Below are 26,266 nucleotides of genomic sequence, written 5' to 3'. Positions count from 1 at the left end.
TCGCCCGTTCTTAACCCTTCTGAAGCACGGTGAGCTGATGCCCGTCGTTTTGAGCGTGGTCGTGCCCGTGTACGCCGTCGAGGACTATCTGACGACCTGCCTGGACTCGATCACGGCCGGGCTGACCGCCGAGGAACGGGCGCAGGTCGAAATCGTCGCGGTCGACGACGCTTCACCCGATGGGTGTGGCGCGCTGCTGGACGCGTACGGCGGCCTGAAGATCTTGCATTTGACCAAGAACGTGGGGCTGGGACCGGCGCGAAACGCGGGGCTGGCCGAGGCGACCGGCGAATACGTCTGGTTCGTGGACAGCGACGACTGGCTGCCCGCCGGGTCGGTGAGCGCGGTGCTTGCCGCACTGCGCGCCGGTCGCCCGGACGTGCTGCTGATCGACCATCTGCGGGTGCACGAGGACGGCCGGGTCCGGGCCGACGCCAGTTCCCACCTGCTCGCCGGTGAAGCGACCCGGGAGCGGATGCTCGGCGTCCAGCACACCGCGTGGAACCGGATCATCAACCGGGACTTCCTGATCCGGCATGGCCTGCGCTTTCGACCAGGGTGGTACGAGGACGTCTCGTTCAGCCACCCGGTGCTGCTCGCGGCCGACCGGATCGCCGCACTCGACCGGGTCTGCTACCACTACCGGATCGGCCGGCCCGGCGCGATCACCGCAACCCGCAGCCACCGGCACTTCGAGGCCTTTTTCCAGTACGACCTGCTGCACGCGTGGATGATCGGACGCGACGTCGACCCGGCGCTGAAGATCCAGATGTTCACCCTCATGATCAACCATCTGCTGGTGGTGGCGGGCAACGAGCACCGGATGCACCCGAACCACCGCCGGCAGTTCTTCCGGCAGATCTCCGCGCTGTACCGGCGGCACCGGCCGGCCGGCTTCCAACCGCAGAGCCTGCGGATGCGGTTGGTGCAGACCAACAACTATCCGCTGTACGCGCTACTCCGGGCCGGCTATCGGGCGACCGTACGGAGGCGCCGGAAAGCCGAACGGACATCATCGGTTTCCCGGGATGTCGCCCCCGCGACACCGCGGGCACCCACCGCGTCCATACTTTGACCCAGTGCTGCGACCCGCTCTCGAATCCGAACGCGACACGGTGCTCACCTGGCGGAATCACCCCGCCGTCCGCGCCGTGAGCATGACCACGCACGAGATCCAGCCCGCCGAGCACGCCGCCTGGTGGGCACGGAACTGGCCGCACGTCCTGATCTACGAGGACGACGGCCGGCCCGCCGGCGTGGTGATCTTCAACGGCGAGACGTGGTCGTTCTACCTGGATGTCGAGGGACTGGGCCGGCGCCTGCTGCCGGCCTGGATGCGGCTGGAGAAAGAGGCCATCGAGTACGCGTTCGACAAGCTGGGGCTCGATCGGCTCGGCGGCGAGACGCTCGAGGAGAACACGCAGGTGCTGGCGTTGCACCGGCGCTTCGGGTTCCGCGAGGTCCGCCGCTACCAGCGCTCCGTCGACGGCGTTCTGAAGACCGTCGTCGTTACCGAAAAGGGCAGAGATGAGTAGTTTCGGTACGGACCGGCGGCCGTTCATCGTCGCCGAGATGTCCGGCAACCACAACGGCTCCCTCGACCGGGCACTGGCCCTGGTCGACGCGGCCGCGGCGGCCGGCGCCGACGCCATCAAGATCCAGACATACACGGCCGACACCATGACCGTGGACGTGAAGCACCCGCGGTTCCAGATCTCCCAGGGCCACGACCTGTGGTCCGGCGAATACCTCTATCAGCTGTTCGAACGGGCGCACACCCCGTGGGACTGGCATCAGGCGATCTTCGACCGGGCCCGCGAGCAGGGCATCACCCCGTTCTCCAGCCCGTTCGACCGCACCGCCGTCGAGCTGCTGGAAAAGCTGGACGCCCCGATGTACAAGATCGCGTCGTCCGAGATCACCGACCTGCCGCTGATCCGGCTCTGCGCCGGCACCGGCAAGCCGCTGATCATCTCGACCGGCATGGCCACGGTGCGGGAGATCGCCGCCGCGGTCGAGGCCGCCCAGGGTGCCGGCTGCCCCGACGTCACGGTGCTCAGCTGCACCGCGTCGTATCCGGCCCCGCCCGAGGAGACCAACCTGCGGCGCATCCCGGTGCTGGCCGGGATGCTCGGCCTGCCGATCGGCCTGAGCGACCACACGCTGGGCATCGGCGTGCCGATCGCCGCGGTCGCGTACGGCGCCTGCCTGATCGAGAAGCATGTGACGCTCTCCCGCCAGGACGGCGGTGTCGACTCGGCGTTCTCGCTGGAGCCGGCCGAGCTCAAGCTGCTGCGCGAGGAGTCGGAGCGGGCTTGGCAGGCGCTCGGCACCACCCGGATCGGCCCGACCGAGGCCGAGAAGGAGAGCCTGCGGTTCCGGCGGTCGCTCTATGTGGTGGCCGACGTCACGGCGGGCGACCAGGTCACCGAGGAGAACGTACGCTCGATCCGCCCGACCGGCGGCCTCGAGCCGGACGCGATCGGGACGGTGCTGGGCCGCACGTTCACGGTCGACACGGCGAAGGGCACGCCGCTGACCTGGGATCTGATCTAGCCGTCGGCCGGGCCGCGGCGCCCGCGCAGCAGCCGGCCGCCGTGCCGGCGGGCGATCCGGAACGCCTCCTTGGCCGCCATGATCGTCTTGCCGGCCGGTCCGCTCCGGTAGAACTGGATCTGCTGGTCCATCTTGCTGAGCGCGTTGTCCCGGGACTGGATGATCTGCTCGGTCCACTCCATCATCGCGAGCAGATGGCTGGCCTCGTACCGCTGCCGCCACAGGGCCTCGGCCAGCTCGCGATACCCCGGGATGTCCACGCTCGCGGTGCCCGGCGTGACGGCCAGCAGGTGCAGCCGCCGGGCCTGCTGCGCACCGAGGCTCAGGTCGTGGTCGGCGGTCTCCCACCGCACATGCAGGTCGACGGCCGCACGCACCTCGGCGTCGTCGATGCCCCGGCCGACCATCCCGAGCAGGACCGCGGTCAGATCGACCGCGCTGGCGGTGACCGGCCACGGATGCGGCTGTCCCGAGACGATCAGCTGAACGGCGAACTGCCAGAAAGCCCGAACCCGCACGACCGCCAGCGGCACCGGCTCGATCGGTTCCCAGCGGGTGGGCAGCAGAGCCGGCCCGTCCCCGGTCACCAAGACGTCGGCCAGCCCGGCGAGCGCAACCGGTCCGCTCACCAGCCCGTCGGTGGCCCGACCGCTCAGCCAGGTGTCGAACTGGGCCAGCTCCATCCGCATCCGGCGCAGGTCGGCGGTGGCGGCCAGGTGCAGCAGATGCTCCTCGAGCACATAACCGGCGTCCGCCCCCGGTGCCGCCGGCTCGGTGATGCGGCGGAGGCCTTGGCGCTCCTCCGGTTCGGCCAACGGGCTCACGACACCGGTCTGCACCACATTCCCGACAACCTTGAGCTCGTACGCGAAAACGCCGTGCACATCCCCGACGAGCAGCGCGTGCCCACCCGCCGCGGCGACGGGCTGCCCCGCGCGCGCGATCACCAGCCACGCCGGTGCCACCGCGCCCTCGGCGCCCGCCCGCAGCGCCCGCCGCACCAGCCGGCGCGGGTCGCTGAGCACCGGCCGGCCGCGATAAGCCGCCGCGAAAGCCTGCGACAACACCGTGCCCAACCGCGCCCGCAGCGGCGACGACACCTCGCCGAGCAGCCCGGGACCGACCAGAACGGTCGGTGCGACCGGCTCCGGAAACACCGCGTACGCCTCTTCCACGGCGAGACCCAGCCGGGCCGCCAACTGCTCGACCGACGCCGGGCGCTGGGTGTCGTGGTCGTCGATCGGATACCACGCCGCGTCGTCGCGCTCCCGGGCGCCGGGCTCCAGCCGTACGGTGTGATGAATTCCCAGGTGATTGTCGTGCAGCAGGATCAGGACGCCGTCCGGCCGCACCGCCGCGGCCAGGCGGTCCAGCAGTTCGGCCGCGGTCGCCTGCTCGCCCTCGACCGCGTTGAGCCGGTGCACGCCGTCGGTCGCCACCACCAGGTCGAACCGGTCGGCCGGGTCGAGCTTGCCCGCCGCACCGGCCAGCACCGTGACGGCCGGGTGGGCGGCCGCCGCCCGTTCCGCGTCGCCGAGCGAACGCAGCAACCAGGTGACCGCCGCGCCGCCGTCGACCAGCGCCCCGATCAGGTCGTCGGTGTGCGGTCCGGCCACCAGCACGGTGCGCTCCGGACCGGCGTGCTGGATGATCAGGTGCCGCAGCACCGCACCGCGCTGCGGCTCGTGATCGGTCCACGCGAACATCTCGCCGCCGATGCGTCGCAGGTTGGTCAGCGGCGGCGCGGCGAGCGCGGCGGCGAAGTCCTTCCCCCGGGTTGGCGGGACCAGCGCAGCGGCGTCGGACATCACACGACCCTCTCGATAAGGACCGGCCAGCCCAGGAGCGCGCGCAACTCGTCGGGCCGGCACAGGTCGTCGGCGCCCAACTGCTCGCGGGCCATCGCGTGGCAGGTGGCGAAGTCGGTCTCGTACCCGTACACCTCGGGCCACTGCCGGCGCAGCCGGGGCTCGCCGCCGAACGTGGGGTCGGCGTTGTCGAGGACCATCGGATCGCCGTAGACGGCGGCCTCGCAGCCGGCGAGCAGGCCGTACCAGACGGCGCTGCACAGCCGGTTCGACACTACTCGGCGGTGCCGGCGCAGCTCGGCCAGCTGGTGGTAGAGAAACTCGCGATTGTGGTCCCGCCACCAGAATCCGCGATACCCGTGACAGATGACGCGAAAGCCCGCCTTCTCGTACCTCTTACGGACATCGCGCATCCGGTACTCGTTCCAGTACAGACATGCCGTCACCGGGCCCGGCTCGTTCGCCTTGACCTCGTCGATGAGCCGCTGGTGGTCGCCGCTGACCTGCTGCCCCTCCCAGCCGTGGAAGGGGTAGAAGATCGTGCCCTCGCCCGGCGTCCCGTCGCCGGGCTCCATGTCGAGGAGGTATGCGAACGGGGCGCCCACCACGATCACGTCGCGCCGCCCCTGCGACCAGGATCGCCGGCGGGTCTCCTCGGACCAGACCAGCACCCGGCTGCCCGCCACGAACGGCGTACCCGGTGCCAGCCCGTCGCCCATGTTCCAGCCGTGCTGGAGGTATCCCTGGATGCGCGGCGGATGCTGGGGCTCGGGCAGGTCGCAGTACCGGGCGAGCAGGTGGGCGTGTCCGTAGTGATAGTTAGCGTGATGCATTCCCTCGTCCATCGCCGGGCTGCACGCCGCGTCAGGGCGACGCGGAAAGCTATCACCCCAGAGTAAATACCCGCAGGTGTACGAGTGAACTTCTAACTTTCGGCAGTGCCCGCCCCCGGAGATCACCAAGTACGCTGCGTGTCCTACAGTGGACGCGCGAAACGCGAGTTTTCTTCGGGAACAACGGCCCGCTCCCCCGGGCTTCGACCGGCCGGGTTGGACGCCGCCACGTCCACCCCGGCCGTCCAAGCCGACCCGGCGCGGCGCCAGGCCCCCCGCCCCGCGCCGGGTCGGCGCCCGGACTCCGTCCCAGCTGATAGCGTCCGGGCAGTGGACAGCGCGTTTCGCATCCTGGCCGCCGTCTCCGCGGGCGGCGTGCTGGGCGCCCTGGCGCGCTACGGCCTCGGCGTCGCCTGGCCGCATCCGCCGCACGGTTTCCCCTGGGCCACCTGGACGATCAACGTCTCCGGCAGCTTCCTCATCGGCGTCCTGATGACGGCCGTCGCCCGCTGGCGCCCGAACCAGCGCTACCTGCGCCCGTTCCTGGGCATCGGCGTCCTCGGCGGCTTCACCACCTTCTCCACGTCGATCGTCGACGTCCAGCACGCCCCGCCCGCGATCGCGCTGCTCTACCTGTTCGCCACCCTGATCGGCGCCCTGCTGGCGGTCTGGCTGGGCAGCACCGTCACCGGCCTGGGCAGCCGGTGACGGTCCTGCTGGTCGCCGTGGGCGCGGCCATCGGTGCCCCGTTGCGCTACCTCACCGACCGAGCCGTGCAGGCCCGGTTCGGCGCCCGTTTCCCCTGGGGCACCCTGACCGTGAACGTGGCGGGCTCGTTCCTGCTCGGCTTCCTGATCGGCCTGCCCGCCGCCCCGGGCTGGACCGCGCTGCTGGGCACCGGTTTCTGCGGCGCCCTGACCACCTACTCCACGTTCAGCTGGGAAACCCTGGCCCTGGCCCGCATCCGCGGCGCGTTGCCGGCGCTGTCCAACATCCTGCTGAGCGTGACCGCCGGCCTGGGCGCCGCCTACCTGGGTCTCCTTCTGGCCCGCCTCTGACCCCGCGGTCAGGGCACCGGGACCAGCCGGCGCGAGTCGTCGGTGCGGGTTCCGGGCAGCGGCGGCGGCTCGTGCGCGACCTGCGGGAGCCAGCCCAACCACCGCGGCAGCCACCAGTTCCGCTCGCCCAGCAGGGCCATCACGGCGGGCAGCAGGACCGCCCGGATGATGGTGGCGTCCAACAGCACCGCCGCCGCCAGGCCGATACCCACCTGCTTCATGGAAGCCAGCGGCAGGGTGGCGAACAGCGCGAACACCGCCACCATCACCACCGCCGCACTCGTGATGACGCCGGCCGTGCGGCCGATGCCCTCGCGCACCGCGTCCCGGGTGGACAGGCCGCGGTCGTGGCCCTCGCGGATCCGGCTCAGCACGAAGACGTGGTAGTCCATCGACAGGCCGAACAGGATGATGAACAGGAACAGCGGCATCCAGTTGGTGATGCCGCTCGACGGCTGGAAGTCGAGCAGGCCGGCGAAGTGGCCGTACTGAAAGACGAAAACCAGCATGCCGTACGCGGCGGCCACCGAGAGCAGGTTGAGGACCACCCCGGTCAGCGCCACCACGACCGAGCGGAACGACACCAGCAGGAGCAGGAACGCCAGCCCCAGCACGAAGCCGAACACCCACGGCAGGCTGGCCTCCAACCGGGCGTTGAAGTCCGCGTTCCCGGCCGCCTCGCCGGTCACCAGGGCGGTCGCGCCGGGCAGGCCGCCGAACGTGGCCGGCACGACGTCCTGGCGCAACGTGGTCAGGGCAGCCGCGTCGGCGAGGCCCACCGAGACGATCGCCACCGTGCCGGCCGGGTTGACCCGCACCTCGACCGGGCCGGTGAGGCGGCCACCGCTGGCCTGCACCGCCTGCTCGAAGGCCGTCCGGGTCCGGGTGAAGCCGGCGTCCTGCACCGAGGATGCCCGCACGACCACGTCGGCCGGCGAGGCCTTGCTGGGGAACGCCTCGTTGACCGCCTTGTACGCCTGCACGATCGGCGCCGACGGCGACAGGTCCTCCAGGCCCTCCGCCTTGGTGCGCAGGTCGAGCACGGGTGCCGCCAGCACGGCCAGCGCACCCACCGCCAGCACCGCGGACAGCAACGGCTTGGCCAGCACCGCACCGAGCAGCGCGTGCCACACCCGCCCGTCACTGCGCCGCCGGTACATACCCGGGATCTTCACGGCGTCGACCCGGTCGCCGAGAGCGGACAGCAGGGCCGGCAGCACGGTGAGCGACCCCAGCACCGCTGTGGCGACCACCAGGATGGTGCCGACCCCGAAGCTGGTGAACGTGGTGTCGAAGGTGAGGAACATGCCGGCCATCGCCACGATCACGGTGAGGCCGGAGATCCAGATCGAGCGGCCGGACGTCTGCGCCGCGATCACCAGGGCGCGGTGCGGATCCGCGCCGTTGCGCCGTTCGTCGCGTTCCCGGCGGATGTAGAAGAGGCAGTAGTCGACACCGACCGCGAGCCCCACCAGCAGCATCACGTGCATGGTGGCGTCCACCGTGGGCGCCAGCCGGCTGGCCGCCGCGAGCAGGCCGATCGCCGCGATCACCGCGGTCACCGCGAGCGCGACCGGCAGCAGTGCCGCCACCACCGCGCCGAACGCAACCAGCAGGATGCCCAGGGTCACCGGGATGGACAGCATCGACAGCCGGTGCATGCCCTCGTTGAGATCGTCGCCGATCAGCTTGTCGCCGCTGGCGTCGCCGCCCTGGGCGATGTAGAGGCCGGGATGCGCGGCCTGCACCCGGGCGACCGTGTCGAGCGAGGCACCGACCCGTTCCTTGGCGGTGTCGTTGTCGCCGGCGATGCTGAAGGTGATCAGCGAGGACCGCTGGTCGGCCGACTCGATGGCCGGCTGCACGTCGAGCACGTCGGCGGTGGCGGTCAGTTGCCGGGTCAGGTCGGCGACGGCGGCCGCGCGATCGGTGCCGGCCCGGTTCTGCACGATGACCATTTCGCCGGCCGGCCGCTCCGGGAACCCGGCCTCCTCGACGATCAGGTCGGCCCGGGCGGAGTCGCCGTGGCCCTGGTCGGCGTAGCCCGCCTCACGGACCCCGATCTGTCCGCTGAGGATCGTCGCGCCGACCACGAAGGCGATCCAGCCGAGGATCGCGAGCGTCCGATGGCGGGCGCTCCAGACCGCGGCCCGCGCCGCGATTCCCTTGATGTGTTCCCCGTTCGTCATGGGCGTTGACGCTAGGGACGACGGCGCGCGAGTTCGATGAGGCTAGGACCCCAATCCGGGGTATGGCTAGCCCTACCCCTGCAGGTAGGCCAGCACCGCCAGGACCCGCCGGTGCTGCTCCTCGTCCTGGTGCAGGGAGAGCTTGGTGAAGATGTTGCGGACGTGTTTCTCCACCGCGCCGTCGGTGACCACCATCTTGCGCGCGATCGCGGTGTTGGTCATCCCCTCGGCCATCAGGCCCAGCACCTCGCGCTCGCGCGGCGTCAACGCCGCCAGCGGATCGTCCCGGCGGCGCCGCACCAGCAACTGGCCGACCACCTCGGGGTCGAGGACGGTGCCGCCGCCGGCCACCCGGCGCAACGCGTCCAGGAACTCGGCCACCACCGAAACCCGGTCCTTCAGCAGATAGCCGACCGCACCCCGGCGGTCGGCCAGCAGGTCGTCGGCGTACGAGACCTCGACGTACTGGGACAGCACCAGGATCGGGCTGCCGGGCACCAGGGAACGCGCCTGGACGGCGGCGCGCAGCCCCTCGTCGGTGTGCGTGGGCGGCATCCGGACGTCCACGATGGACACGTCCGGCCGGTGCTCGGCGATGGCCGAGACGAGGGATGGCCCGTCGCCGACGGCCGCCACCACCGTGTGGCCGTTCTCCTCGACGAGCCGGACCAGGCCCTCACGCAACAGCACCGCATCGTCGGCAATCACCACCCGCATGCCGCCATGCTGTCAGATTCGCCGCCGTTCAGAGGGGCAGCGCCGCGGTGAGCCGGGTGCCGCCGCCGTCCGGGCTGTCGACCGCCAGCACCCCGCCGGCCGCCCGGACCCGGTCGTCGAGCCCGGCCAGGCCGTGGCCCTTGGCCAGGCTGGCACCGCCCACCCCGTCGTCGGCGACGGTGACCAGCAGCCCGGTGGCGATCCGCTGCACGCTCACCTGCACCTCGCTGGCGCTGCTGTGTTTCGCCACGTTGGTGAGCGCCTCGGCCACCACGAAGTACGCGGTCGACTCCACCGCCGGGGCGAGCCGGTCCATCTGCGGCGCGTCCAGGTCGACCGGCACCGTGCACCGGCCGGCCAGCGCGGTGAGCGCCGCCTGCAGCCCGCGGTCGACCAGGATCGGCGGCGCGATGCCCCGGGAGAGCGCGCGCAACTCGTCGAGGGTCTCGCGGGTCTGGCTGAGCGCCTCGGCCACGGTGCGGCGGGCCGCCTCCGGGTCGCTGCCGAACTGCTGCTCGGCGCGGCCCAGATCCATCGCGAGCCGGACCAGCCGCTGCTGCGGGCCGTCGTGGATGTCGCGTTCCAGCTTGCGCAGCGCGGTGGCCTCGGCCGAGACGGCGGCCGCCTTCTGCTCCTGGGCGACCTCGCGGGCGGCGTTGGCCGTGGCGAGTTGCTTGCGCAGGTCGGTCAGGCTGCACAGCAGAACCCGGGCGAACTGGGCCTCGAGCATCGCGGCACCGCGCACCACCCAGTACAGCGTGCCGGCGAAGAACACGCCGGCCGCCAGGTAGAACAGCACCCGGGAGCCGTAGTCGGGGGCGAAGCCGAGCAGTTCGGGCAGGTCCTGGTCGTTCGGCCCGTTCGGCAGCGACCAGCCCCACAGACCCCAGGTGAGGCCGCCCAGCGCACCCGACCACCACGTCACCACCAGGGCGAACGCGATCGTGCTGGGGATGAACCGGAACCAGGCGTGCAGCAGGTCGAGCCAGTACTGGCCGTCGGTGACCGGCGTGAGCAGCCGCCAGAACGGGCCGGGGTGACGCGGGCGGCGGTACTGCGGGTGCTCCATCCGGCGGCCGAACACCGGGCCGATCCGGGCCCGCTCGGCGGTGGCGAACCCGCGCGACGTGTACATGGCGGCCGCCAGGATCGGCAGGCCGAACCACAGGATCAAGGTGCCCACGCCGACCCAGAACAGGGTCATGCAGAGCACGATCGTGAGGAGTCCGAGCGGGAACCCGAGCAGGACGTACTGGGTGTCGATGCCGATCCGGCGCAGGAGGTGCGCGGCCGGAGCGGGCGCGAGGGTGGAATTGGCGTCGGTGGTGGTCATGCTCTCGACGCTAGGCATCGGCGGCCTCCCATCCGATCCCGCTGCCCGCCGGATCGGCGGTAGGGCTAACCCTACGTTCGCGGGGAGCGGCGGTGGGGGCGCGGCGCCGCCGAGCGCGGTGGAGCGGCTCGCATCCGGTCGCGTACCCGGCCCAGAATCTCCCCGACGGCCGCAACATCCTCGCTCGTCAGCACGTCGAACAGGAGCGACTGCACGACGTCGACGTGGCCCGGCATGACCTGCTCCAGCGCGGCCTGTCCGGCCGCGGTGAGCGTGACGGTCACGCTGCGCTCGTCCTCGGCTCCGGGGGTACGCGTGACCAGCCCCGCCTTCTCCAACTGGGCCGCCTGGTAGGTCAGGCCGCTGCGGCTGTAGACCAGCCCGTCGGCCAGGTCGGTCATCCGCAGCGCGTGCCCGGGCGCCGCGTGCAGCCGGGCCAGGATCGTGAACTGCGGGACGGTCAGCCCACCGGCGTCGCGCAACTGCTTCTCCACCGCGTGCTCCAACAGGCCGGCCACCTCTTTCAGGGTCAGGTAGGCGGCGAGCTGCTCCGGGCGCAGCGACGTGGCATCAGTCACGCGTCCATTCTATTTGCTTCGAATTCGAAGCGAGCTACGGTCGGAGTTGCTTCGAGTTCGAAGCAAAATCGGAGGAGGAACGATGAAAGCGATCCGCTACCGCCAGCACGGCGGCCCCGACGTACTCCGCTACGAGGACGTCGACACCCCGGCGCCCGGCCCCGGTCAGGTGCTGATCCGGGTGGCCGGCACGTCGTACAACCCGGCCGACTCCGCCATCCGGGCCGGCTGGCTGCCCGACGTCTTCCCGGTCGAGCTGCCGCACACCCCCGGCGTGGACGTCAGCGGCACCGTCGCCGAGCTGGGCCCCGGCGTCGAGGGACACCGCACCGGCGACCGGGTCATCGCGTTCCTGCCGATGACCGCACCGGGCGCCGCGGCCGAGTTCGTGCTCGCCCCGGCCGGCCTGCTGGCTCCCGCGCCCACCGGGATCCCGCTGACCGACGCCGCCGCGCTGCCCGCCGTCGCACTCACCGCCTGGCAGGCGATCCACGAGCACGCCGCGGTGCGGCCCGGCCAGCAGGTGCTGATCGTCGGCGCCGGCGGCGGGGTCGGCCGGTACGCGGTCCAGTTCGCCAGGCTGGCCGGCGCCACCGTGCTCGGCACCGCCGGACCGGCCAGCGTCGAGGCGGCCCGCTCGGCCGGCGCCGACCGGGTGCTCGACCACACCGCGGACAAGGTCGACGAGCCGGTCGACGTCGTGTTCACCACGGCCCGGCTGGACGACGACGGGATGGCTGGCCTGGCCGCACTGCTGCGGCCGGGCGGCGTGCTGGTCTCGGTCACGAGCCCGGTCCCGGCCGGCGCCCGCGGGCTCAACATGTACGTCCGCAGCGACGCGGCCCAGCTGGCCGAGATCTCCCGGCTGGTCGGCACCGGGCAGGTGTCCGTGCAGGTCACCGAGCGGCACCCGGTCGCCGAGACCGCCGCCGTGCACCGCGCCGCCGAGGAGGGCCGGCTGCACGGCAAGGTCGTGCTCTACCTCAACTCGTAGACGGTGACCGGTCCCGAGGTGAGGCGCAGCGTGGCGACCCGGCTCAACCCGGGCGCCACGCCGCCGGCCGCCCGGCTGTCGGCGAACAGCCAGCGCACGCCGTACCGGTCGCGCAGTTCGGCCACGTCGGCGGCCGAGCCCTCGGCGAAGACCCGCTGGTTGAGCGCGAACCGGTCCGGATACGGCGCGGGCTGCTGCGGGTACCGCTTGCCGTTCACCCCGTCGGCGGCCACCGCCTGGTCGGTGTAGCCCCAGCTCTCCACGAGCATCCGCTGCCCGCTGAGCCCGGCCACCCAGAACGCCCGCGCGTCGCACATGCTGCGCCAGGTGAGGTGCATGCAGTGCACGTTGGTGGCGACCAGGTCGTCCCGGCCGGCGTTGCGGTCCAGCCAGAGGGCCGCGGCGGTCTCGTCCCGGGTGATCATCAGCGGCGATTTCGACACGTCCCGGTGCCGGGTGAGGGCCGCGTGGTTGTCCCGGGCCTGCCGCTCGACGTTGCCGGCCAGGCCGGCGCCGAGGACCGCGGCGATCAGCGCCACCGGCAGTGCGCGCCAGGCCAGCCGCCCGGTGCGCCGCCGCCAGACCAGCAGCCCGATCGCCGCCACCACCAGCGCCACCGCGGCGGTCAGCAGGACCGGTTGGAGCAGCGTCCACGACCAGTTCACCACCGACCGCCGGGCCGGCGCGGTGAACTGCGGCGCGGCGAAAGCCCAGAGGGCACCGGCCAGCAGACCGGCCACCACCGGGCGCCAGCCGCGCGCGCGGTCGGCGAGCAGCCACACGGTCAGCACGGCGGCGAACGGCACCACGCCGATGAAGAAGTAGCCCTGGCTGGCCGACGGGTGCCAGAGCAGGAACATCGCGCCGACCCCGGCCGCGACCATGCCGCCGAGCAGCCAGGCGGCCGGGTCCCGGCGGATCGACCGCACCCCGATGCCGGCCCAGCCGAGCAGCCGCGGCGCCTGCAGGATCGCCCACCACACCAGCAGCCCGGCCAGGAAGGCCAGGCCGCCGGCTGAGGCGTTCGCGACACCGGCCGGGAGCGACAGGTCGCCGTCGATCACGTCCCGGTTGCCGATGGTCTGCCGGTACGGCGTGAACCAGTAGAGGACGGCGAGCGGCTGGATCGCGGTCGTCCCGGCGCCACCACCGGCGAACAGCTTGAGGCCGGCCAGCACCGCGGCCACGATCAGGCCGGCGAGGGCCAGGATCGGGCGCAGCCGGTCGCGGTGCCATCGCAGCGCCACCGCGGCGGCCAGCACCAGCCCGGCCACGATCGGCGGCAGCGCGCTCGACTTGGCCCCGGCGCAGGCCAGCGCCAGCGGGAAGACCAGCAGCCAGCCCCCGCGCAGCGGCTGCCCGCGCAGCACCGGCACGATGAGGGTGAGCAGCAGCCCGGTCAGCGGCAGCGCGTACGTCTGCGACGGGCTGAGGATCATGACGGGGGTGCCGCCCATCGCGCCGGTGGCCGAGCCGAGCAGCAGCGGCAGACCGGCCACCCCGGCCACCCCGCCGAGCGCGCCGGCCCACCACTTCCCGGTCAGGTCGCGAGCCAGAGCCGCGGTCACCAGCACCGCGACCGCGGCGACCGGCACCAGCCAGAGCCGCAGCAGCACGGTGACCGGCGAGATCCCGGTGAGCATGCTGCCGATCGCGATGTCGGCGTCCGAGAGGTAGTGGTAGCGCAGCGCGTCGCCGGCCAGTTGCGGCACCTCGAACGGCATCGACCGGGTCATCTCGTGCACCAGCGCAAGGTGATAGAGCAGGTCCTGGTAGTAGACGGCGTCGGCGGGCGGCAGCGGGTTGGCCCGCCAGATCGGGAAGCCGGCCAGCACCAGCAGCACCAGCGCCCCGGCCACTAGCCACGACCAGGCCAGCGGCAGCGGTCGCGGCTCGGCGATCCGCCAGTGCCGGCGCAGGCCGGGCACCGCGAGGAAGAGCACCAGGATCAGCAGCGGCCAGCCGGGCAGCAGCGCCTGGAGTCCGGTGGCCGCGGCCAGCGCCCAGCCGGCCAGCAGCACCAGCATGCCGGTGGCGGCGCCCAGTCCCAGGTCCTCGGGCAGGTTGCCCCGGCTGCCGCGCAGCGCCCGGTGCACGAGCGTCCCCGGCAGAACCACACCCAGGGCCAGGTACGCCGCATAGCGCGCGACATCCAGGGCCGGGGTCCCGGTGATCAGCAGCCCGGCCACCAGCGGCAGCGCCGGCGCCAGCCACGGCAGCACGGCCAGCGCCGGGTGGTGGCGGGCCGGACCGTCCGGAGGCGCGGCGCGCACCCCGGTCTCGTCGAGCACAGTGGTCACGGGGTGACCGTAGTCAACCGGGTGAACTCCCGGGGGAGGTCGTAGCCGTCCCAGATCGCGCCGAAGGTGAGCGCCGACCCGAACGGGACGATCCGGTCGACCCCGCGACCGGCCAGCGCGGTGGCGAACTCGTGCAGTTCGGCCGGGGCGAACCCGAAGTGGCTGAACGTCTGGTCCTGCCGGTTCATCGCGGGCACCAGGTCGAGCAGCGAGGCGACCTCGGCGAACGGGAACGCGCCCGCCCCGATCCAGCGGCGCGGCGCGTCCGGCACCGCGGCCAGCGACATCGCGGTGACGGTGTTGGCCGGGAACTCCATGGCCGAGACCGCCCCGGTGGCGGCCAGCCCGTACGCGTTGACCCGCTTCTCCACCGCCATGGCCGCGTCGACCGTCCAGCCGCGCTGGTCGACGACCTCGAGCAGCAGCGACAGGAACTCGGCGCGGACGTCGTCGGTGCCGCTGCCGACCAGGAACACCGTTCGCGGCGACGAGCAGGCCGCCTGGTCGAACCAGTAGGCGTCGTTCGCGAACCCGACGACCGCCGCGCGCCGGGCGGCCGGGTCGGCGGCCCGCCAGCCGGCCGCCGAGAGAGCGGCCCAGGACGTCCGGTCCGGGAACGTGAGGTCGCGGGCCGACGGGCGCAGCGGGTGCCGGCGGATGGCGTCCACGGCCGCGTCGCCGCCCCAGATCACCCGCAGGTCGCACCACTGGCTCAGGGCCGCGGTGACGGCGTCGTCCCGGCCGTAGCTGATCATGCGCTGGGTGCGGCCCAGCACCGGGTCGGCGCCGGCGAGCACCTCGTTGAGCGCGCCGAGGATGGTGTCGGCCGCCGCGGCGGCGCGCTCCGAGACGCGTACCACATTGTGGTTTCCGGCCAGCGCGGACAATGCCCAGGAGTACACGAAAATGGTGTCCACATTGGCCGGCGGGATGTGGAACACGTTGCCGCGCGGGAAGATCAGCGCGTCGTCGCGCCGCATCCGGCTCACCGCCCGGTGCAGCTCGGCCGGCCGCAGGAAGTAGCCGAGCGAGCCCAACTCCGGGTGCCGCCGGGCGACCGCCGGGGCGAGCAGCTTGCGGGCCAGCCGGGACAGGAAGTCGACCACCCGCTCGTCGCCGACCGCCAGCCGGTCCTCGACCGGCGCGGTGAGGTCGCCCTCCCGGCCGAACCGGAACGTGATCACGCCGCCTCCCGGTAGGTGTCGGAGCAGCCGCGCGCCTCGGCCCGGGGCAGCCGCCCGAGCACCGAGAACCGCTTGCCCGGCCAGTCGCCGTCGTCGATCCCGTGCACCACGCCGAGGTCCTCGGTGAGCAGCACGTGCCCGGGGTATGAGGTGGGCAGCGTACTGAGCACCTCGATCAGGCCCGGTTCGCCGGGCGGCTGCTCGCGCCAGGTGTGCGGATCGCGGATCACCACGTCGGCGAAGTCCGGGCAGTACAGCGACCCGCCCGACGGCCCCTCCAGGAAGATCGTGCCGATCTGCTCGACCATGCCGTAGAAGTTGTGCGACCGGGTCAGGCCCACCCCGGCCAGGCGGTCCCGGAACTCCGCCGGCGAGACGGCCCGGTCGACCAGCTTCTTCCAGCCGCCGGAGTGGATCAGGATGCCGTTCGACAGGTCGAGCCCGTGCTCCCGGGCCACCTCGTACAGGTGCAGCCAGACCAGGTAGGTGAAGCCGAAGATCAGGAACGGCGCGGACCCGTGCTTGGCCAGGAACGCGCGGATTCCGGCCAGGTCGATCTGGCCCTCGTCGTCGAGCGCCCAGACGTGGTCGCGGCCGAACGTGGCCATCCCGAGCACGCCGGCCCCGCGGGCGCTGAACGAGCGCCGGTCCTTGAGCATCGCCTTGGTGTCGACCAGCAGCATGGGCAGCCGTTTCGGGCCGAGCACGCTCTGCACGGTGGCACCGAGTTGCCGGGTCTGTGCGGCCGCGGCCGCCTTGTCGAGATAGATCCGGCTCACCTCGCCGGTGGTGCCGCTCGAGGTCAGCACCTTGAACACCTCGTCGTCCGGGATGCTCTTGAGCTCGAGGTTCTTGAACAACCGCACCGGCAGCCAGGGCAGGTCCGCGATCGACGACGCCTTGGCAAAGCCCGAGGCGGACAAAATGCGGTCGTACGGGACGCAGTGCGCGCGGTGGTGTTCGACCAGAGCGGACAGCTCCGCGAGGAGAGCGGACTCCTTCTCCGCCTGCGGCAGGGTGAAGACACTCACAGCGACGCCTCCAGGGCGCGGTAGTCGACCTTGCCGTTGGCCAGCAGCGGCAGCGCGGCGACACTCCGCACGACCACCCCGGTGTGGTGCGTGCCGAGCCAGCCGCTGATCTTGGTGCGCAGGCTGCGCGCCTCGTCGTCGGTGACGCCCTCGGCGAAGACGTGCAGCCGGTCGTCGCCCGCCACGGCGGCCACCGGGAAGTTCTTCTCCACGTCGTCCAGATTGATGCGTACCCCGAAGACCTTGCCCATCCGCTTGGTGCGCCCGGTCAGGAACAGGAAACCCTCGTCGTCCAGCCGGCCCAGGTCGCCGGTGCGCAGCACGCCGCCCTGGTCGTCGCCGCGGGCCAGGTCGGCCGCGGTGTCGGCGTACCCCATCATGACGTTGGGGCCGCGATAGACCACCTCGTCGTCCTCGATGGCGAACTCGCCGCCGGGCAGCGCGACGCCCACCGAGCCCAGCTTGTCGGCGAGGCGGTCCGGCGGCAGCGTGGCCATCCGCGGCCCCGCCTCGGTCTGGCCGTACATGACGTAGAGCCGGCCGCCGACCGTGGCCATCCGCTGCGCGAAGTCGGTGACCAGGTCGGTGCGCAGCCGGCCGCCGGCCTGGGTGAGGGAGCGCAGCGCCGGGTATTTCGCCGGGTCGAAGCGCAGCCGGCGGAGCATCTCGTACTGGTAGGGCACGAACGCCATCGAGGTGACCCCGTCGGCCACGGCCAGCCAGAAGTCGCGCTGCATCAGGCCGGTGCGCTCGAGCACCACGGTGGCGCCGCGCAGCAGGTGCGAGTGCAGAACCGACATCCCGTACGAGTAGAAGAGCGGCAGCGTGGTGATCGCGACGTCGTCGGCCGTGATCCCGAGGACGTCGGCGATCTGCCCGGCGTTCGCCAGCACCGCGTCCCGGGACAGGCGTACCAGCTTGGGGTTGCCGGTCGAGCCGCTGGTGGTGAGCAGCAGCGCCAGATCGGGATGCACATTCTCGGTGGCGAACCGCCGGGCCCAGCCGGCGTTGTCGGCGTCCGGGTCGAGCAGCACAACCGGCCGGCCCAGGCGCAGCGCCGCGAGGTAGCGCGCGATGGCCGGCACCGTGGTGGCGATCGGGTGGAACAGGACGCCACCCGGCTCGGCGGCCAGGTCGGCGGCCGCGGCGTCGACCATCGCCTCGGTCAGCGTCTCGCCGGTCGCGGCGTCGATCACGCGGGCTCCGGGGTGGAGCAGGTTCACAGCGTCAGTCCCCCGTCCACCCCGAGCACCTGGCCGGTCACGAACCGGGCCTGCTCCGAGAGGAGGAACACGATCACGTCGGCCACCTCCTCGGGCTCGCCGAGCCGGCCCAGGGCGGTGTCCGCGATCCGCTCGGCGCGGCCCTGCTCGTCGAGCGAGTCGAGCATGTCGGTCGCGATGAAGCCGGGTTCGACCGCGTTCACCCGGATGCCCTGCCGGCCGAACTCCTTGGCGGCCGACCTGGCCAGGGCCGCCACGGCGGCCTTCGACGCGGCGTAGACGGACTGGCCGGCGATGCCGCGACTCGCGGTGATCGACGAGACCAGAACCACTGCGGGGGTACGCCCGCGGGCCAGCAGCCGGGACGCCCCGCGCAGGGTGTACGCGGCGCCGGCGGCGTTCACCGCGAACAGTCGCTGGATCGTCGCGTCGCCGGTCATGCCGAGCATCCCGGCCGCGTGCGTGCCGGCGTTGACCACCAGCGCGTCCAGCCGTTTGAAGTTCTCGAAGGCGACCTTGACGAGGGCCTTGCTGGTCTCGGGGTCGGCGATGTCACCGGCCGCGGAGTGGGCGGTCACCCCGAACTTGCCGGCCAACTCGGCGGCCACCTCGGCGACCGGCCCCGGCCGGTGCGCGTGCAGCACCAGGTCGTAGCCGCGTTCGGCGAGCCGGGTGGCGGTGGCCCGCCCAATACCGCGGGAGGCCCCGGTTATCAAGGCCACCCTTTCACTCATTGCAGTCAACCCCGTATTTACCCAGAATTCGCACAGCTTCCCCGAAGCTCGACATGTTGATCACGTCATCGGTGTCAATCATGATCGAGAACTCGTCCTCGATCGTCGCAACCAGCGACATGTGCGCGAGTGAATCCCACTTCTCATTGTCCTGATAGCGCAGATCGTCCACCGGTGCATCGGCCGGAAGGTCCAGTGCGGTGCGGAACGCGGCCCGCAGTTTTTCCAGCTCAGTCAAGGGATGCTCCTGTTGTGGGGGTGGACAGAGGACTCCTACTTTCTTACAGCGTGACGGTCGCGATCACCAATGTCAGCTGAACTGAAGTTGAACGCGTGGAGGCATTTTCCGTCTACCCTGGAAATGCCCTCGGAGCTGGTTATGCTTCCGGCTCGTACCGCTTCGCGCTGCCTATGTGCCCACCCCCGGGAGCTCAAACGTGTCTGAACTCAGCGGATCCTCGATCCTGGTCACCGGTGCCACCGGCTCCTTCGGGAAGGCGTTCCTGACCCACGCGCTGACCCACCTGGACCCGCAACGGATCGTGGTGTTCTCCCGGGACGAGCTGAAGCAGTACGAGCTCAAGCAGATGTTCGGCGACGACTCCCGGCTCCGCTTGTTCCTCGGCGACATCCGCGACCGGCCGCGCCTCGAGCGCGCCATGCACGGCGTCGACTACCTGGTGCACGCCGCCGCCCTCAAGCAGGTCGACACCGCGGAGTACAACCCCTCCGAGTTCGTGAACACCAACATCAACGGCTCGCAGAACGTGATCGACGCCGCCATCAACGCCGGCGTGCAAAAGGTGGTGGCGCTCTCCACCGACAAGGCGTCCAGCCCGGTCAACCTGTACGGCGCCACCAAACTGGTCGCCGACAAGCTGTTCATCGCCGGCAACCACTACGCGGCCACCCACCCGACCCGCTTCTCGGTGGTCCGCTACGGCAACGTGATGGGCAGCCGCGGCTCGGTGGTTCCGCTGTTCCGCAAGCTGGCCGCCGAGGGCAGGAGCCTGCCGATCACCGACAAGCGGATGACCCGCTTCTGGATCACGCTCGACCAGGCCGTCCGGTTCGTGGTCAACTCGTTCGACGCCATGCAGGGCGGCGAGTTGTTCGTGCCGCGCATCCCGAGCATGCGCATCCTCGACCTGGTCGAGGCCGTCGCGCCGGACGCGGCCACGCACGAGACCGGCATCCGCCCCGGCGAGAAACTGCACGAGGAGATGATCGCCTCGGACGACAGCCGCCGGACCCTGCGCTTCCCGGACCGCTACGTGGTGCAGCCGGTCGTGGCGAGCTGGGGCTACTCCACCCCGCAGGGCGGCGAGGAAGTGGCCGACGGCTTCAACTACCGCTCGGATAACAACGACCTGTGGCTGGGCATCGACGACATGCGCGCCCTGCTCGGAGAGAAATGATGCTGCCGTACGGGCGGCAGTCCATCGACCCCTCCGACGTCGCGGCCGTGGTGGCCGCGCTCGGCAGCGACTGGCTGACCACCGGTCCCCGGGTGGCCCAGTTCGAGGCCGACCTCGAGGCGGTGACCGGCGCGCCCTGCGTGGCGGTCAGCAACGGCAGCACCGCGCTGCACACGGCCTACGCGGCGGCCGGCATCGGACCCGGCGACGAGGTGATCACCACCCCGATGACCTTTGTGGCCACCGCGTCCGGGGCCTGCCTGCGCGGCGCCACCGTGGTCTTCGCCGACGTCGAGGACGACACCGCCAACCTCGACCCGGCCGCGGTCGAGGCCGCCGTGACGCCGCGCACCCGGGCCGTGGCGGCGGTCGACTACGCCGGCCACCCGGCCGAGTACGACGCGCTGCGCAAGATCTCCGAGCGCGCCGGCGCGGTGCTGATCGGCGACGCGGCACACGCCATCGGCTCGACGTACCACGGCCGGCCGGTCGGCACGCTCGCCGACCTCACCACGTACTCCTTCTTCCCGACGAAAAACCTGACCACCGGCGAGGGCGGCGCGGTCGCCAGCCCGCGCCCCGACCTGCTCGACCGGGCCCGCACCTTCCGCACCGTGGGCCTGGTTCGCGACCCGGCCCGGCTGCGCTACCCCGACGAGGGCGCCTGGCACCAGGAGGTGCACGAGTTCGGGCTCAACTACCGGCTGCCGGACGTGCTCTGCGCCCTGGGCAGTGCGCAGTTGCGCCGGCTCGCCGGCTTCAAGCGGCGCCGGGCCGAGCTGACCGTCCGCTACGACGCGCTGCTCGGTGACCTGCCCGGCCTGCGCCTGCCGACCCAGCGCGAGGGCGTCGACCCGATGCGCCACCTCTACCCGGTGCGCATCCTGGACGGCCGGCGGCGCGAGGTGTTCGACCGGATGCGCGCGGCCGGGATCGGCGTCCAGGTCAACTACATCCCGGTCTACTGGCATCCGGTCTTCGAGGACCTGGGTTACCGGCGCGGCATGTGCCCGGTAGCCGAGACGTTCTACGCTGAACAGCTGTCGTTGCCGCTGTTCGTCGACCTCACCGACGCCGACCAGGATCGCGTCGTCGAGGCGTTGCGCCAGATCCTCGGGAGCTAGCGGGTGCACCACGCCAACCACTTCTACGGCCATGCGCACGTGCTCGCCGAGTACTGCGGACTCGACCCGGAGCAACCGCCCCGGATCGAGGGCTTCCTGCAGCACGGCTGGAACGTGGTGGACGGCCTCGGCACGGCGATCACGTACGTGCCCGGCCGCCCGATCTTCGTGTGGTCCGAGCAGGTCCGGCGGCGGGCCTGGTCGATGGGGCGGCGGCATGCCACGGTGACCGGCGCGCCGTTCCTCTACCTGCTCACCTTTGCGCCGCCACCGTCCGAGGAGGATCGGGCCGGCACCATCTGGTACCCGTTCCACGGCTGGGAGGGCCAGCACGTCACCGGCGACCACCGCCGGCTCATCGACGACATCATGGACACCGAGGACGGCCCGGTGACCTTCTGCCTCTACTGGCACGAGTACCGCAACGACCGGATCCGCGCCGAGTACGAAAAAGCCGGCCGGGTGATCTGCCACGGCTACCGCGGCAACAACTATCTGGACACCGACCCGAAGTTCCTGCACCACCAGTTGGCCGAGCTGCGCCGCCACCGGCGGGTGGCGTCCAACCGGCTCAGCAGCGCCGTCTTCTACGGGGTGGCCGCGGGCTGCGAACCGGCGGTCTACGGTGACCCGATGCACCTGGACGCCGAGCACCGGCCGACCGCCGAACGGATCCGCCGGCAGTGGCCCGAGCTGCACGGCAAGCACCCCGACCCGGAGCCGGCGCGCCGGTCCGCGATGGCCGAGCTGGGCGGCGGATACCTGGCCTCGCCGGCCGAGCTGCGCATGATGCTGGGCTGGCACGCCGCGCGGCCCACGGTGAGCGCGGCGTGATCCGGCTGATCGGCGGCGAGATGCCGGCCTGGACCGAGACCCGCCCACCGGCCGGCGGCGCTCTGGGGGCCTACCTGGCCGACCAGCTGCCGGCCGGCCTGAACGTGCTGGTCGCCGGCCCGCACGAGGACGCGCTGATCGACGCGCTGGCCGGGCGCACCGCGGTGACCTGCCTGGTCCGCTCCCAGCCGGAGGCCATCGCGCTGCACGCCCGCGGCCGTGACGTGCTCTGCGGCAGCATCGCCAAGCTCACCGACGCCGACCGCTGGGACGTGGTGGTAGCGCTGGACGGCCTCGACCGGCTCTGCTCGGTGGAGGGGCCGCAGTTCGACTGGGCCGAGAGCCTGCTGGCGCTCAAGCGGGCCCTGCGACCCGGCGGCACCCTGCTGCTGGCGGTCGAGAACGAACTGGGCGTGCACCGCCTGGTCGACCCGGCCGCGGCCACCAGTGCCCAGGACGACAGCGCCTGGCGACCGCTCGGCGAATACGACACCACCCGCCCCGGCAACCCGACCCGCCTGGCCGCCCGCCTGGCGGCCGAGGGACTGGCGGTCGACTGGCTGGCCGCCGCCTGGCCCACCCCGCAGTCCCCCACCATGATCGCCACCCCGAACGCCCTCCAGGACGGCCCGGCCGGCGCCCTGGCCGCCGCGGCCGCGAGCGCGGTAGGCGCCGCCTACGCCGCCCGCAGCGTCCTCAGCGACCCCCGCCGCCTGACCGCCGCGGCGATCCGAGCCGGCGTGGGCCCGGAGTTCGCCGCCTCCTGGCTGGTCGCCGCCCACCTGGCCCCCCGCCCGGCGGCCACCCTGGCCCTGCCACCGGTGCTGCTCAGCACCCGCCCGGCCCCGGCCGGCCCCGGCCGGGCCGGCGGCGAGGCCGTGGTTGAGGTGGCGCCCGGGCCGGACGGCGTGTGGGTCCGGCGGGTGGTCGGGGGCGGCCCGCAGGGTGACGTCCCGGGGCTGGCCGGGCCGCTGCCGCCCGGGCGGCTGCTGGAGGAACTGCTGCTCGGCGCCTGCCTGCGGCACGACCTGCCGGTGCTGCGGCGGCTGCTCACCGGCTGGACCGCGGCGCTGCCCGAGGTCGGCGCCGACAACGTCGTGGTGCACCGCGACGCGTACGCCTGCCTTGATCCCGGTGTTCCGGCGCAGCCGGACGTTTTGCACCGGTTTGCCGGCACACTGATCGACGGTGGCTACCACCATCCCTGGCCGGCGGCGTCCGACGTGCCGGCGCTGACCGACCTGCTGCGAGCCGCCGCGGGCCTGCCCGACGACGCACCGGACGCACCGATGGTCGCCGGCCCTCCGCTGCCGGACTCGCGCCGCGAGCACGAGGAGCAGCTCCGGGCGGTGCAGCGCCGGCTGGCCGACGCCGTCTCCCGCAACGAGTGGTACGAGCGCGAGCTCGACCGCCGCGACCGGGAACTCCGCAAGATGCGGGTGCAGATCGCCGCGTTCAGCGGCAGCCTCGGCTTTCGCCTGGCGAAGCTGGGGTATGGATTGGCCCGTAAGGCACGCAATCGCCTTCGAAAAGGACATAAATGACATCCCTCGGCATAATCCAGGCCCGGATGGGCTCCTCCCGGTTGCCCGGCAAGGTGTTGCGCCGGCTCGGCGGCCGCACCGTGCTGGAACGCGTGGTCCGGGCCGCGCGTGCCGGCGGCGTCCTCGACGAACTGGTCGTGGCGACCACCACCGAGGAGGTCGACGACGCCGTGGTGGCCGAGTGCGAGGCGATCGGCGTGCCCTGCCTGCGCGGCCCGGTCGACGACGTGCTGACCCGCTTCCTGGGTGTGCTGGACGAGCACGAGAGCGACGTCGTGCTGCGCTTCACCGCCGACTGCCCGCTGCTCGACCCGGGCCTGGTCAATCTCGCGCACCGGGTCTTCACCGCGGCCGGGGTCGACTACCTGACCACCTCGATCACCCGCACGCTCCCCCGCGGCCTGGACGTCGAGGTGGTCCGCACGCCGGTGCTGCGGGCCATCGACACGCTGGCCACCGAGCACCACCGCACCCACGTGACGTCGTACATCTACACGCACGCCGAGGACTTCGACGTGATCGGCCTGACCATGCAGCCCGACCTGTCGCACCTGCGGCTCACCCTGGACACCGAGGACGACTGGAAGCTGATCGAGGCGATCGTCGAGCACTTCGGCGACGAGCCGGTCAGCATCCGGGCGGTCGCCGCCTGGCTGGCCGAGCGCCCCGAGCTCACCGAATTGAACGCGAGCGTGCTGCAGAAAGCTCTTGTCGAGGCATGACCGACTGCACCGGAGTGGGCGAAGCGGTCGTAGGGCCAGAAGGGCATGCACAAGGCGGCTCTGCGTGACGGCCGTCGGTATCCGCTGCGACGCCGGTGCGATCACCGGCGTCGGGCATCTGGTTCGTTGCGTCGCGCTCGCCGAGGAGTTGCTGGCCCGCGACGTCGAGGTCCGGTTCCTCGGCGACCTGGGCGGCGTCGAATGGGCGACCGCCCAGCTGACCCGCCGCGGCCTGCCCTGCGACCCGCCGCCGGCCGGCCCGGACGACCTGGTGGCCACGGCCGGCCGGCTCGGGCTGGACGCGCTGGTGATCGACTCGTACACGCTGCCGCCGGCGCACAGCGTGGCGGTCCGCGAGTCCGGGCGCACCGTACTGGCGATCGTGGACGGCGACTTCCGGGGCCAGACCGCCGACATCTACGTCGACCAGAACCTGGACTCGGTGATCACCACCCCGGGCGTGCTGGGCCTGGCCGGGCTCGACTACGCGCTGCTGCGGTCGGCCGTCCGGCAACTGCGCCCGCTCGCGCCGCCGGCTCACGGCGCCGCGCGTACGCCCAAGGTTGTTGCTTTTTTCGGCGGAACCGACGCCTACCGCGCGGCGCCGCAGGTAGCCGCACTCCTCGCGGCGACCGCGGTGCCTTTCGACGCCGTTGTCATCGGGGCCACCGCCGAGTTGCGGGCCGAGCTGAGCGCGATACCGGCCGGACCGCACGGCCGCTTCGAGGTCATCGCGCCCACCGACGACCTGCCGAAACTCCTGGCCGGCGCCGACCTGGCGGTCAGCGCCAGCGGCACCTCGACCTGGGAGCTGCTCTGCCTGGGACTGCCGGCCGCGCTGGTCTGGGTGGTGGACAACCAAATTCTGGGGTACGAGCGGATGATGGCCCGCGGTTACGCGGCCGGGCTCGGGCAGCTCGGCCACTTCGGCCCGGACGCCGTGACCACCCTGCGCACCCTGCTGACCGACCCCGAACTGCGCACCTCGCTGGCCGCCAAGGGCTGGGCCGCGGTGGACGGCCACGGCACCGCCCGGGTCTGCGACGCGCTGCTCGGCCTGGTCAAGGCCCGGTCACCTCGATGACCACCTTGCCGACCGCGTGCTGCTCGACCGCCTCGTGCGCGTCGGCGATCCGCTCGAACGGGTAGCGCAGGATCGGCAGCCCGGCCTCCTCGCCCACCCGGAACACGCCGGCGTTCACCGCCTCGCCCACCGCGTCGACCGCGTTGTCCTTCTCCTCGGTCGTGGTGGTGTAGGTGAGCACGAAATCGAGGCTGGCGTTCTTGAGCATCGCCTTGAAGCTCGGGATGGCCACCTCGCCGGCCACGTAGATCGCGATGTTGCCGCCGGATGCCACCGCACTCAGGTCGGTGCGCAGGTTGTCGGTGTTGACCTCGACGACGACGTGCGCGCCGGCACCGCCGGTCAGCTCCCTGACCCGCGCGGCCACGTCCTCCTCGCGGTAGTTGAGCACCGCGTCGGCACCGGCCGCGGCCGCCAGGTCGGCCTTCTCCTTGGAGCTGACCGTGCTGAGCACCGTGGCGCCGGCCCACTTGGCGAGCTGGATGGCGGCGTTGCCGACCGCTCCGGCACCGCCCGCGACCAGCACGGTCCGGCCGGCCAGCGCGTCCGGGCCGAGCCGCGGCGGACCGTCGCTGGCCAGCGTGAGGCAGCGGTGCGCGGTGAGCGCCGGGATGCCCAGCGCGGCGCCGACCTCGAACGGGACGTCGTCGTTCATCCGCACCACCTGGCGGCGGGGCAACACCACGTACTCCTGGGCGGTGCCGTTCTCCCGGCCGTAGCCGGCGTCCCACACCCACACCCGGTCACCCGGCTCGAGCCCGGTGACGCCCTCGCCGATCGCGTCCACCACGCCGGCCCCGTCCTGGTTGGGCACCCGCGGCGGCGACACCCCGTCCGGCACGCCGCGCCCGGCCCGGGTGCCGGTGTCGGTCGGGTTGACCGCGGACAGCACGATGCGGACCCGCACCTCGTCGGCGCCGGCGGGTGGCATGTCCCGCTCGACGATCCGCAGGACCGAGGCGGGACCGGGCTCTTCGAAGACGGCAGCTCGCATGCCACCCA

General features: G+C 72.2%; 25 protein-coding genes. 12 read left to right on the top strand and 13 right to left on the bottom strand.

Annotation, left to right across the window (positions count from 1 at the left end; genetic code table 11):
- The first annotated feature begins 37 nt into the window (after positions 1-37).
- Genes Ari01nite_RS29190 through pseI form a run of 3 tightly spaced genes read left to right on the top strand, consistent with a single transcriptional unit; the run spans position 38 to position 2,556 of the window.
- Positions 38-1,075, top strand: coding sequence for a glycosyltransferase family 2 protein (locus Ari01nite_RS29190; RefSeq protein ID WP_203785408.1), 1,038 nt, complete (start codon positions 38-40; stop codon positions 1,073-1,075).
- Between the two features lie 4 nt (positions 1,076-1,079).
- On the top strand, positions 1,080-1,535 hold the full coding sequence (locus Ari01nite_RS29185; RefSeq protein WP_239163116.1) for a GNAT family N-acetyltransferase: 456 nt from the start codon (positions 1,080-1,082) through the stop codon (positions 1,533-1,535).
- Entirely contained in the window at positions 1,528-2,556 is a 1,029-nt protein-coding gene (gene pseI, locus Ari01nite_RS29180) for a pseudaminic acid synthase (protein ID WP_203785406.1), read from the top strand. The genes Ari01nite_RS29185 and pseI overlap by 8 nt, the downstream gene beginning before the upstream one ends.
- Here pseI and Ari01nite_RS29175 read toward each other — a convergent pair.
- Both Ari01nite_RS29175 and Ari01nite_RS29170 read right to left on the bottom strand, forming a co-directional pair.
- Positions 2,553-4,364, bottom strand: coding sequence for a class I SAM-dependent methyltransferase (locus Ari01nite_RS29175; protein ID WP_203785405.1), 1,812 nt, complete (start codon positions 4,362-4,364; stop codon positions 2,553-2,555). The two genes, pseI and Ari01nite_RS29175, sit on opposite strands and share 4 nt — an antisense overlap.
- On the bottom strand, positions 4,364-5,197 hold the full coding sequence (locus tag Ari01nite_RS29170; protein WP_203785404.1) for a hypothetical protein: 834 nt from the start codon (positions 5,195-5,197) through the stop codon (positions 4,364-4,366). The genes Ari01nite_RS29175 and Ari01nite_RS29170 overlap by 1 nt, the downstream gene beginning before the upstream one ends.
- Before the next feature lie 330 nt (positions 5,198-5,527).
- Between Ari01nite_RS29170 and Ari01nite_RS29165 the strand changes: the two genes are divergently transcribed.
- Together Ari01nite_RS29165 and crcB are read left to right on the top strand one after the other, a co-directional pair.
- Positions 5,528-5,905, top strand: a complete 378-nt coding sequence (locus Ari01nite_RS29165; protein ID WP_203785403.1) for a fluoride efflux transporter FluC — start codon at positions 5,528-5,530, stop codon at positions 5,903-5,905.
- Positions 5,902-6,255 carry a fluoride efflux transporter CrcB gene (gene crcB, locus Ari01nite_RS29160; RefSeq protein ID WP_203785402.1) on the top strand — a complete coding sequence of 118 codons (354 nt, stop codon included), beginning with the start codon at positions 5,902-5,904 and terminating at the stop codon, positions 6,253-6,255. The genes Ari01nite_RS29165 and crcB overlap by 4 nt, the downstream gene beginning before the upstream one ends.
- 8 nt (positions 6,256-6,263) lie before the next feature.
- Here the strand turns inward: crcB and Ari01nite_RS29155 are convergent, their stop codons facing one another.
- The 4 genes from Ari01nite_RS29155 to Ari01nite_RS29140 form a co-directional block, all read right to left on the bottom strand.
- A complete protein-coding gene (locus tag Ari01nite_RS29155; RefSeq protein WP_203785401.1) occupies positions 6,264-8,444 on the bottom strand; it encodes an MMPL family transporter in 2,181 nt (726 codons plus the stop codon).
- 72 nt (positions 8,445-8,516) lie between these two features.
- The gene (locus Ari01nite_RS29150) at positions 8,517-9,161 is read right to left on the bottom strand and encodes a response regulator (protein ID WP_203785400.1); all 645 of its coding nucleotides are present in this window, start codon (positions 9,159-9,161) and stop codon (positions 8,517-8,519) included.
- Positions 9,162-9,189: 28 nt separating this feature from the next.
- Entirely contained in the window at positions 9,190-10,494 is a 1,305-nt protein-coding gene (locus tag Ari01nite_RS29145) for a sensor histidine kinase (protein WP_203785399.1), read from the bottom strand.
- Between the two features lie 71 nt (positions 10,495-10,565).
- Entirely contained in the window at positions 10,566-11,072 is a 507-nt protein-coding gene (locus tag Ari01nite_RS29140; RefSeq protein WP_203785398.1) for a MarR family winged helix-turn-helix transcriptional regulator, read from the bottom strand.
- 82 nt (positions 11,073-11,154) lie between these two features.
- Here Ari01nite_RS29140 and Ari01nite_RS29135 point away from each other — a divergent pair, with 82 nt between their 5' ends.
- The gene (locus tag Ari01nite_RS29135; RefSeq protein WP_203785397.1) at positions 11,155-12,066 is read left to right on the top strand and encodes an NADP-dependent oxidoreductase; all 912 of its coding nucleotides are present in this window, start codon (positions 11,155-11,157) and stop codon (positions 12,064-12,066) included.
- Here Ari01nite_RS29135 and Ari01nite_RS29130 read toward each other — a convergent pair.
- The 6 genes from Ari01nite_RS29130 to Ari01nite_RS29105 all read right to left on the bottom strand — a co-directional run bounded on the left by Ari01nite_RS29130 (position 12,051) and on the right by Ari01nite_RS29105 (position 18,776).
- On the bottom strand, positions 12,051-14,366 hold the full coding sequence (locus Ari01nite_RS29130; RefSeq protein WP_203785396.1) for a hypothetical protein: 2,316 nt from the start codon (positions 14,364-14,366) through the stop codon (positions 12,051-12,053). The two genes, Ari01nite_RS29135 and Ari01nite_RS29130, sit on opposite strands and share 16 nt — an antisense overlap.
- Positions 14,363-15,550: an acyl-CoA reductase gene (locus Ari01nite_RS29125; RefSeq protein WP_203785395.1), complete on the bottom strand. Its 1,188-nt coding sequence runs from the start codon at positions 15,548-15,550 to the stop codon at positions 14,363-14,365. The genes Ari01nite_RS29130 and Ari01nite_RS29125 overlap by 4 nt, the downstream gene beginning before the upstream one ends.
- Positions 15,547-16,581 (bottom strand): LuxE/PaaK family acyltransferase, encoded by a 1,035-nt coding sequence (locus Ari01nite_RS29120; RefSeq protein WP_203785394.1) that lies wholly within the window; start codon positions 16,579-16,581, stop codon positions 15,547-15,549. The genes Ari01nite_RS29125 and Ari01nite_RS29120 overlap by 4 nt, the downstream gene beginning before the upstream one ends.
- Positions 16,578-17,738, bottom strand: a complete 1,161-nt coding sequence (locus tag Ari01nite_RS29115; protein ID WP_203785441.1) for an AMP-binding protein — start codon at positions 17,736-17,738, stop codon at positions 16,578-16,580. The genes Ari01nite_RS29120 and Ari01nite_RS29115 overlap by 4 nt, the downstream gene beginning before the upstream one ends.
- Before the next feature lie 62 nt (positions 17,739-17,800).
- The gene (locus Ari01nite_RS29110) at positions 17,801-18,538 is read right to left on the bottom strand and encodes an SDR family NAD(P)-dependent oxidoreductase (protein WP_203785393.1); all 738 of its coding nucleotides are present in this window, start codon (positions 18,536-18,538) and stop codon (positions 17,801-17,803) included.
- Entirely contained in the window at positions 18,531-18,776 is a 246-nt protein-coding gene (locus Ari01nite_RS29105; RefSeq protein ID WP_203785392.1) for an acyl carrier protein, read from the bottom strand. The genes Ari01nite_RS29110 and Ari01nite_RS29105 overlap by 8 nt, the downstream gene beginning before the upstream one ends.
- Before the next feature lie 199 nt (positions 18,777-18,975).
- Between Ari01nite_RS29105 and pseB the strand changes: the two genes are divergently transcribed.
- The 6 genes from pseB to Ari01nite_RS29075 all read left to right on the top strand — a co-directional run bounded on the left by pseB (position 18,976) and on the right by Ari01nite_RS29075 (position 25,264).
- On the top strand, positions 18,976-19,956 hold the full coding sequence (pseB, locus tag Ari01nite_RS29100) for a UDP-N-acetylglucosamine 4,6-dehydratase (inverting) (protein ID WP_203785391.1): 981 nt from the start codon (positions 18,976-18,978) through the stop codon (positions 19,954-19,956).
- The gene (locus Ari01nite_RS29095) at positions 19,956-21,080 is read left to right on the top strand and encodes a DegT/DnrJ/EryC1/StrS family aminotransferase (RefSeq protein ID WP_203785390.1); all 1,125 of its coding nucleotides are present in this window, start codon (positions 19,956-19,958) and stop codon (positions 21,078-21,080) included. The genes pseB and Ari01nite_RS29095 overlap by 1 nt, the downstream gene beginning before the upstream one ends.
- Before the next feature lie 3 nt (positions 21,081-21,083).
- Entirely contained in the window at positions 21,084-21,914 is an 831-nt protein-coding gene (locus Ari01nite_RS29090; RefSeq protein ID WP_203785389.1) for a hypothetical protein, read from the top strand.
- A complete protein-coding gene (locus Ari01nite_RS29085; RefSeq protein ID WP_203785388.1) occupies positions 21,911-23,458 on the top strand; it encodes a hypothetical protein in 1,548 nt (515 codons plus the stop codon). Before Ari01nite_RS29090 ends, Ari01nite_RS29085 begins: the two co-directional genes overlap by 4 nt.
- On the top strand, positions 23,455-24,180 hold the full coding sequence (locus tag Ari01nite_RS29080) for a cytidylyltransferase domain-containing protein (RefSeq protein ID WP_203785387.1): 726 nt from the start codon (positions 23,455-23,457) through the stop codon (positions 24,178-24,180). The genes Ari01nite_RS29085 and Ari01nite_RS29080 overlap by 4 nt, the downstream gene beginning before the upstream one ends.
- A gap of 64 nt (positions 24,181-24,244) precedes the next feature.
- Complete coding sequence (locus Ari01nite_RS29075) at positions 24,245-25,264, top strand: PseG/SpsG family protein (RefSeq protein WP_203785386.1); 1,020 nt, start codon at positions 24,245-24,247, stop codon at positions 25,262-25,264.
- On the opposite strand, the gene Ari01nite_RS29070 is transcribed toward Ari01nite_RS29075, so the two are convergent.
- Entirely contained in the window at positions 25,242-26,258 is a 1,017-nt protein-coding gene (locus Ari01nite_RS29070) for an NADPH:quinone reductase (protein ID WP_203785385.1), read from the bottom strand. The genes Ari01nite_RS29075 and Ari01nite_RS29070 overlap by 23 nt on opposite strands.
- Positions 26,259-26,266: the final 8 nt, after the last annotated feature.

The organism is Paractinoplanes rishiriensis (genome assembly GCF_016862375.1).
Classification (GTDB): Bacteria; Actinomycetota; Actinomycetes; order Mycobacteriales; family Micromonosporaceae; genus Actinoplanes; species Actinoplanes rishiriensis.
Note: the sequence above shows the minus strand (reverse complement) of the source record. Positions and strands in the feature narration are given on the sequence as shown.

What these genes read in the sequence shown, in the direction of transcription:
- Ari01nite_RS29110 (WP_203785393.1), bottom strand. Translation starts at nt 18,538, where the DNA reads ATGAGTGAAAGGGTGGCCTTGATAACCGGGGCCTCCCGCGGTATTGGG.
- Ari01nite_RS29150 (WP_203785400.1), bottom strand. Translation starts at nt 9,161, where the DNA reads ATGCGGGTGGTGATTGCCGACGATGCGGTGCTGTTGCGTGAGGGCCTG.
- Ari01nite_RS29095 (WP_203785390.1), top strand. Translation starts at nt 19,956, where the DNA reads ATGCTGCCGTACGGGCGGCAGTCCATCGACCCCTCCGACGTCGCGGCC.
- Ari01nite_RS29175 (WP_203785405.1), bottom strand. Translation starts at nt 4,364, where the DNA reads ATGTCCGACGCCGCTGCGCTGGTCCCGCCAACCCGGGGGAAGGACTTC.
- Ari01nite_RS29145 (WP_203785399.1), bottom strand. Translation starts at nt 10,494, where the DNA reads ATGACCACCACCGACGCCAATTCCACCCTCGCGCCCGCTCCGGCCGCG.
- Ari01nite_RS29070 (WP_203785385.1), bottom strand. Translation starts at nt 26,258, where the DNA reads ATGCGAGCTGCCGTCTTCGAAGAGCCCGGTCCCGCCTCGGTCCTGCGG.
- pseI (WP_203785406.1), top strand. Translation starts at nt 1,528, where the DNA reads ATGAGTAGTTTCGGTACGGACCGGCGGCCGTTCATCGTCGCCGAGATG.
- Ari01nite_RS29190 (WP_203785408.1), top strand. Translation starts at nt 38, where the DNA reads ATGCCCGTCGTTTTGAGCGTGGTCGTGCCCGTGTACGCCGTCGAGGAC.
- Ari01nite_RS29080 (WP_203785387.1), top strand. Translation starts at nt 23,455, where the DNA reads ATGACATCCCTCGGCATAATCCAGGCCCGGATGGGCTCCTCCCGGTTG.
- Ari01nite_RS29170 (WP_203785404.1), bottom strand. Translation starts at nt 5,197, where the DNA reads ATGCATCACGCTAACTATCACTACGGACACGCCCACCTGCTCGCCCGG.
- Ari01nite_RS29115 (WP_203785441.1), bottom strand. Translation starts at nt 17,738, where the DNA reads ATGGTCGACGCCGCGGCCGCCGACCTGGCCGCCGAGCCGGGTGGCGTC.
- Ari01nite_RS29135 (WP_203785397.1), top strand. Translation starts at nt 11,155, where the DNA reads ATGAAAGCGATCCGCTACCGCCAGCACGGCGGCCCCGACGTACTCCGC.
- Ari01nite_RS29155 (WP_203785401.1), bottom strand. Translation starts at nt 8,444, where the DNA reads ATGACGAACGGGGAACACATCAAGGGAATCGCGGCGCGGGCCGCGGTC.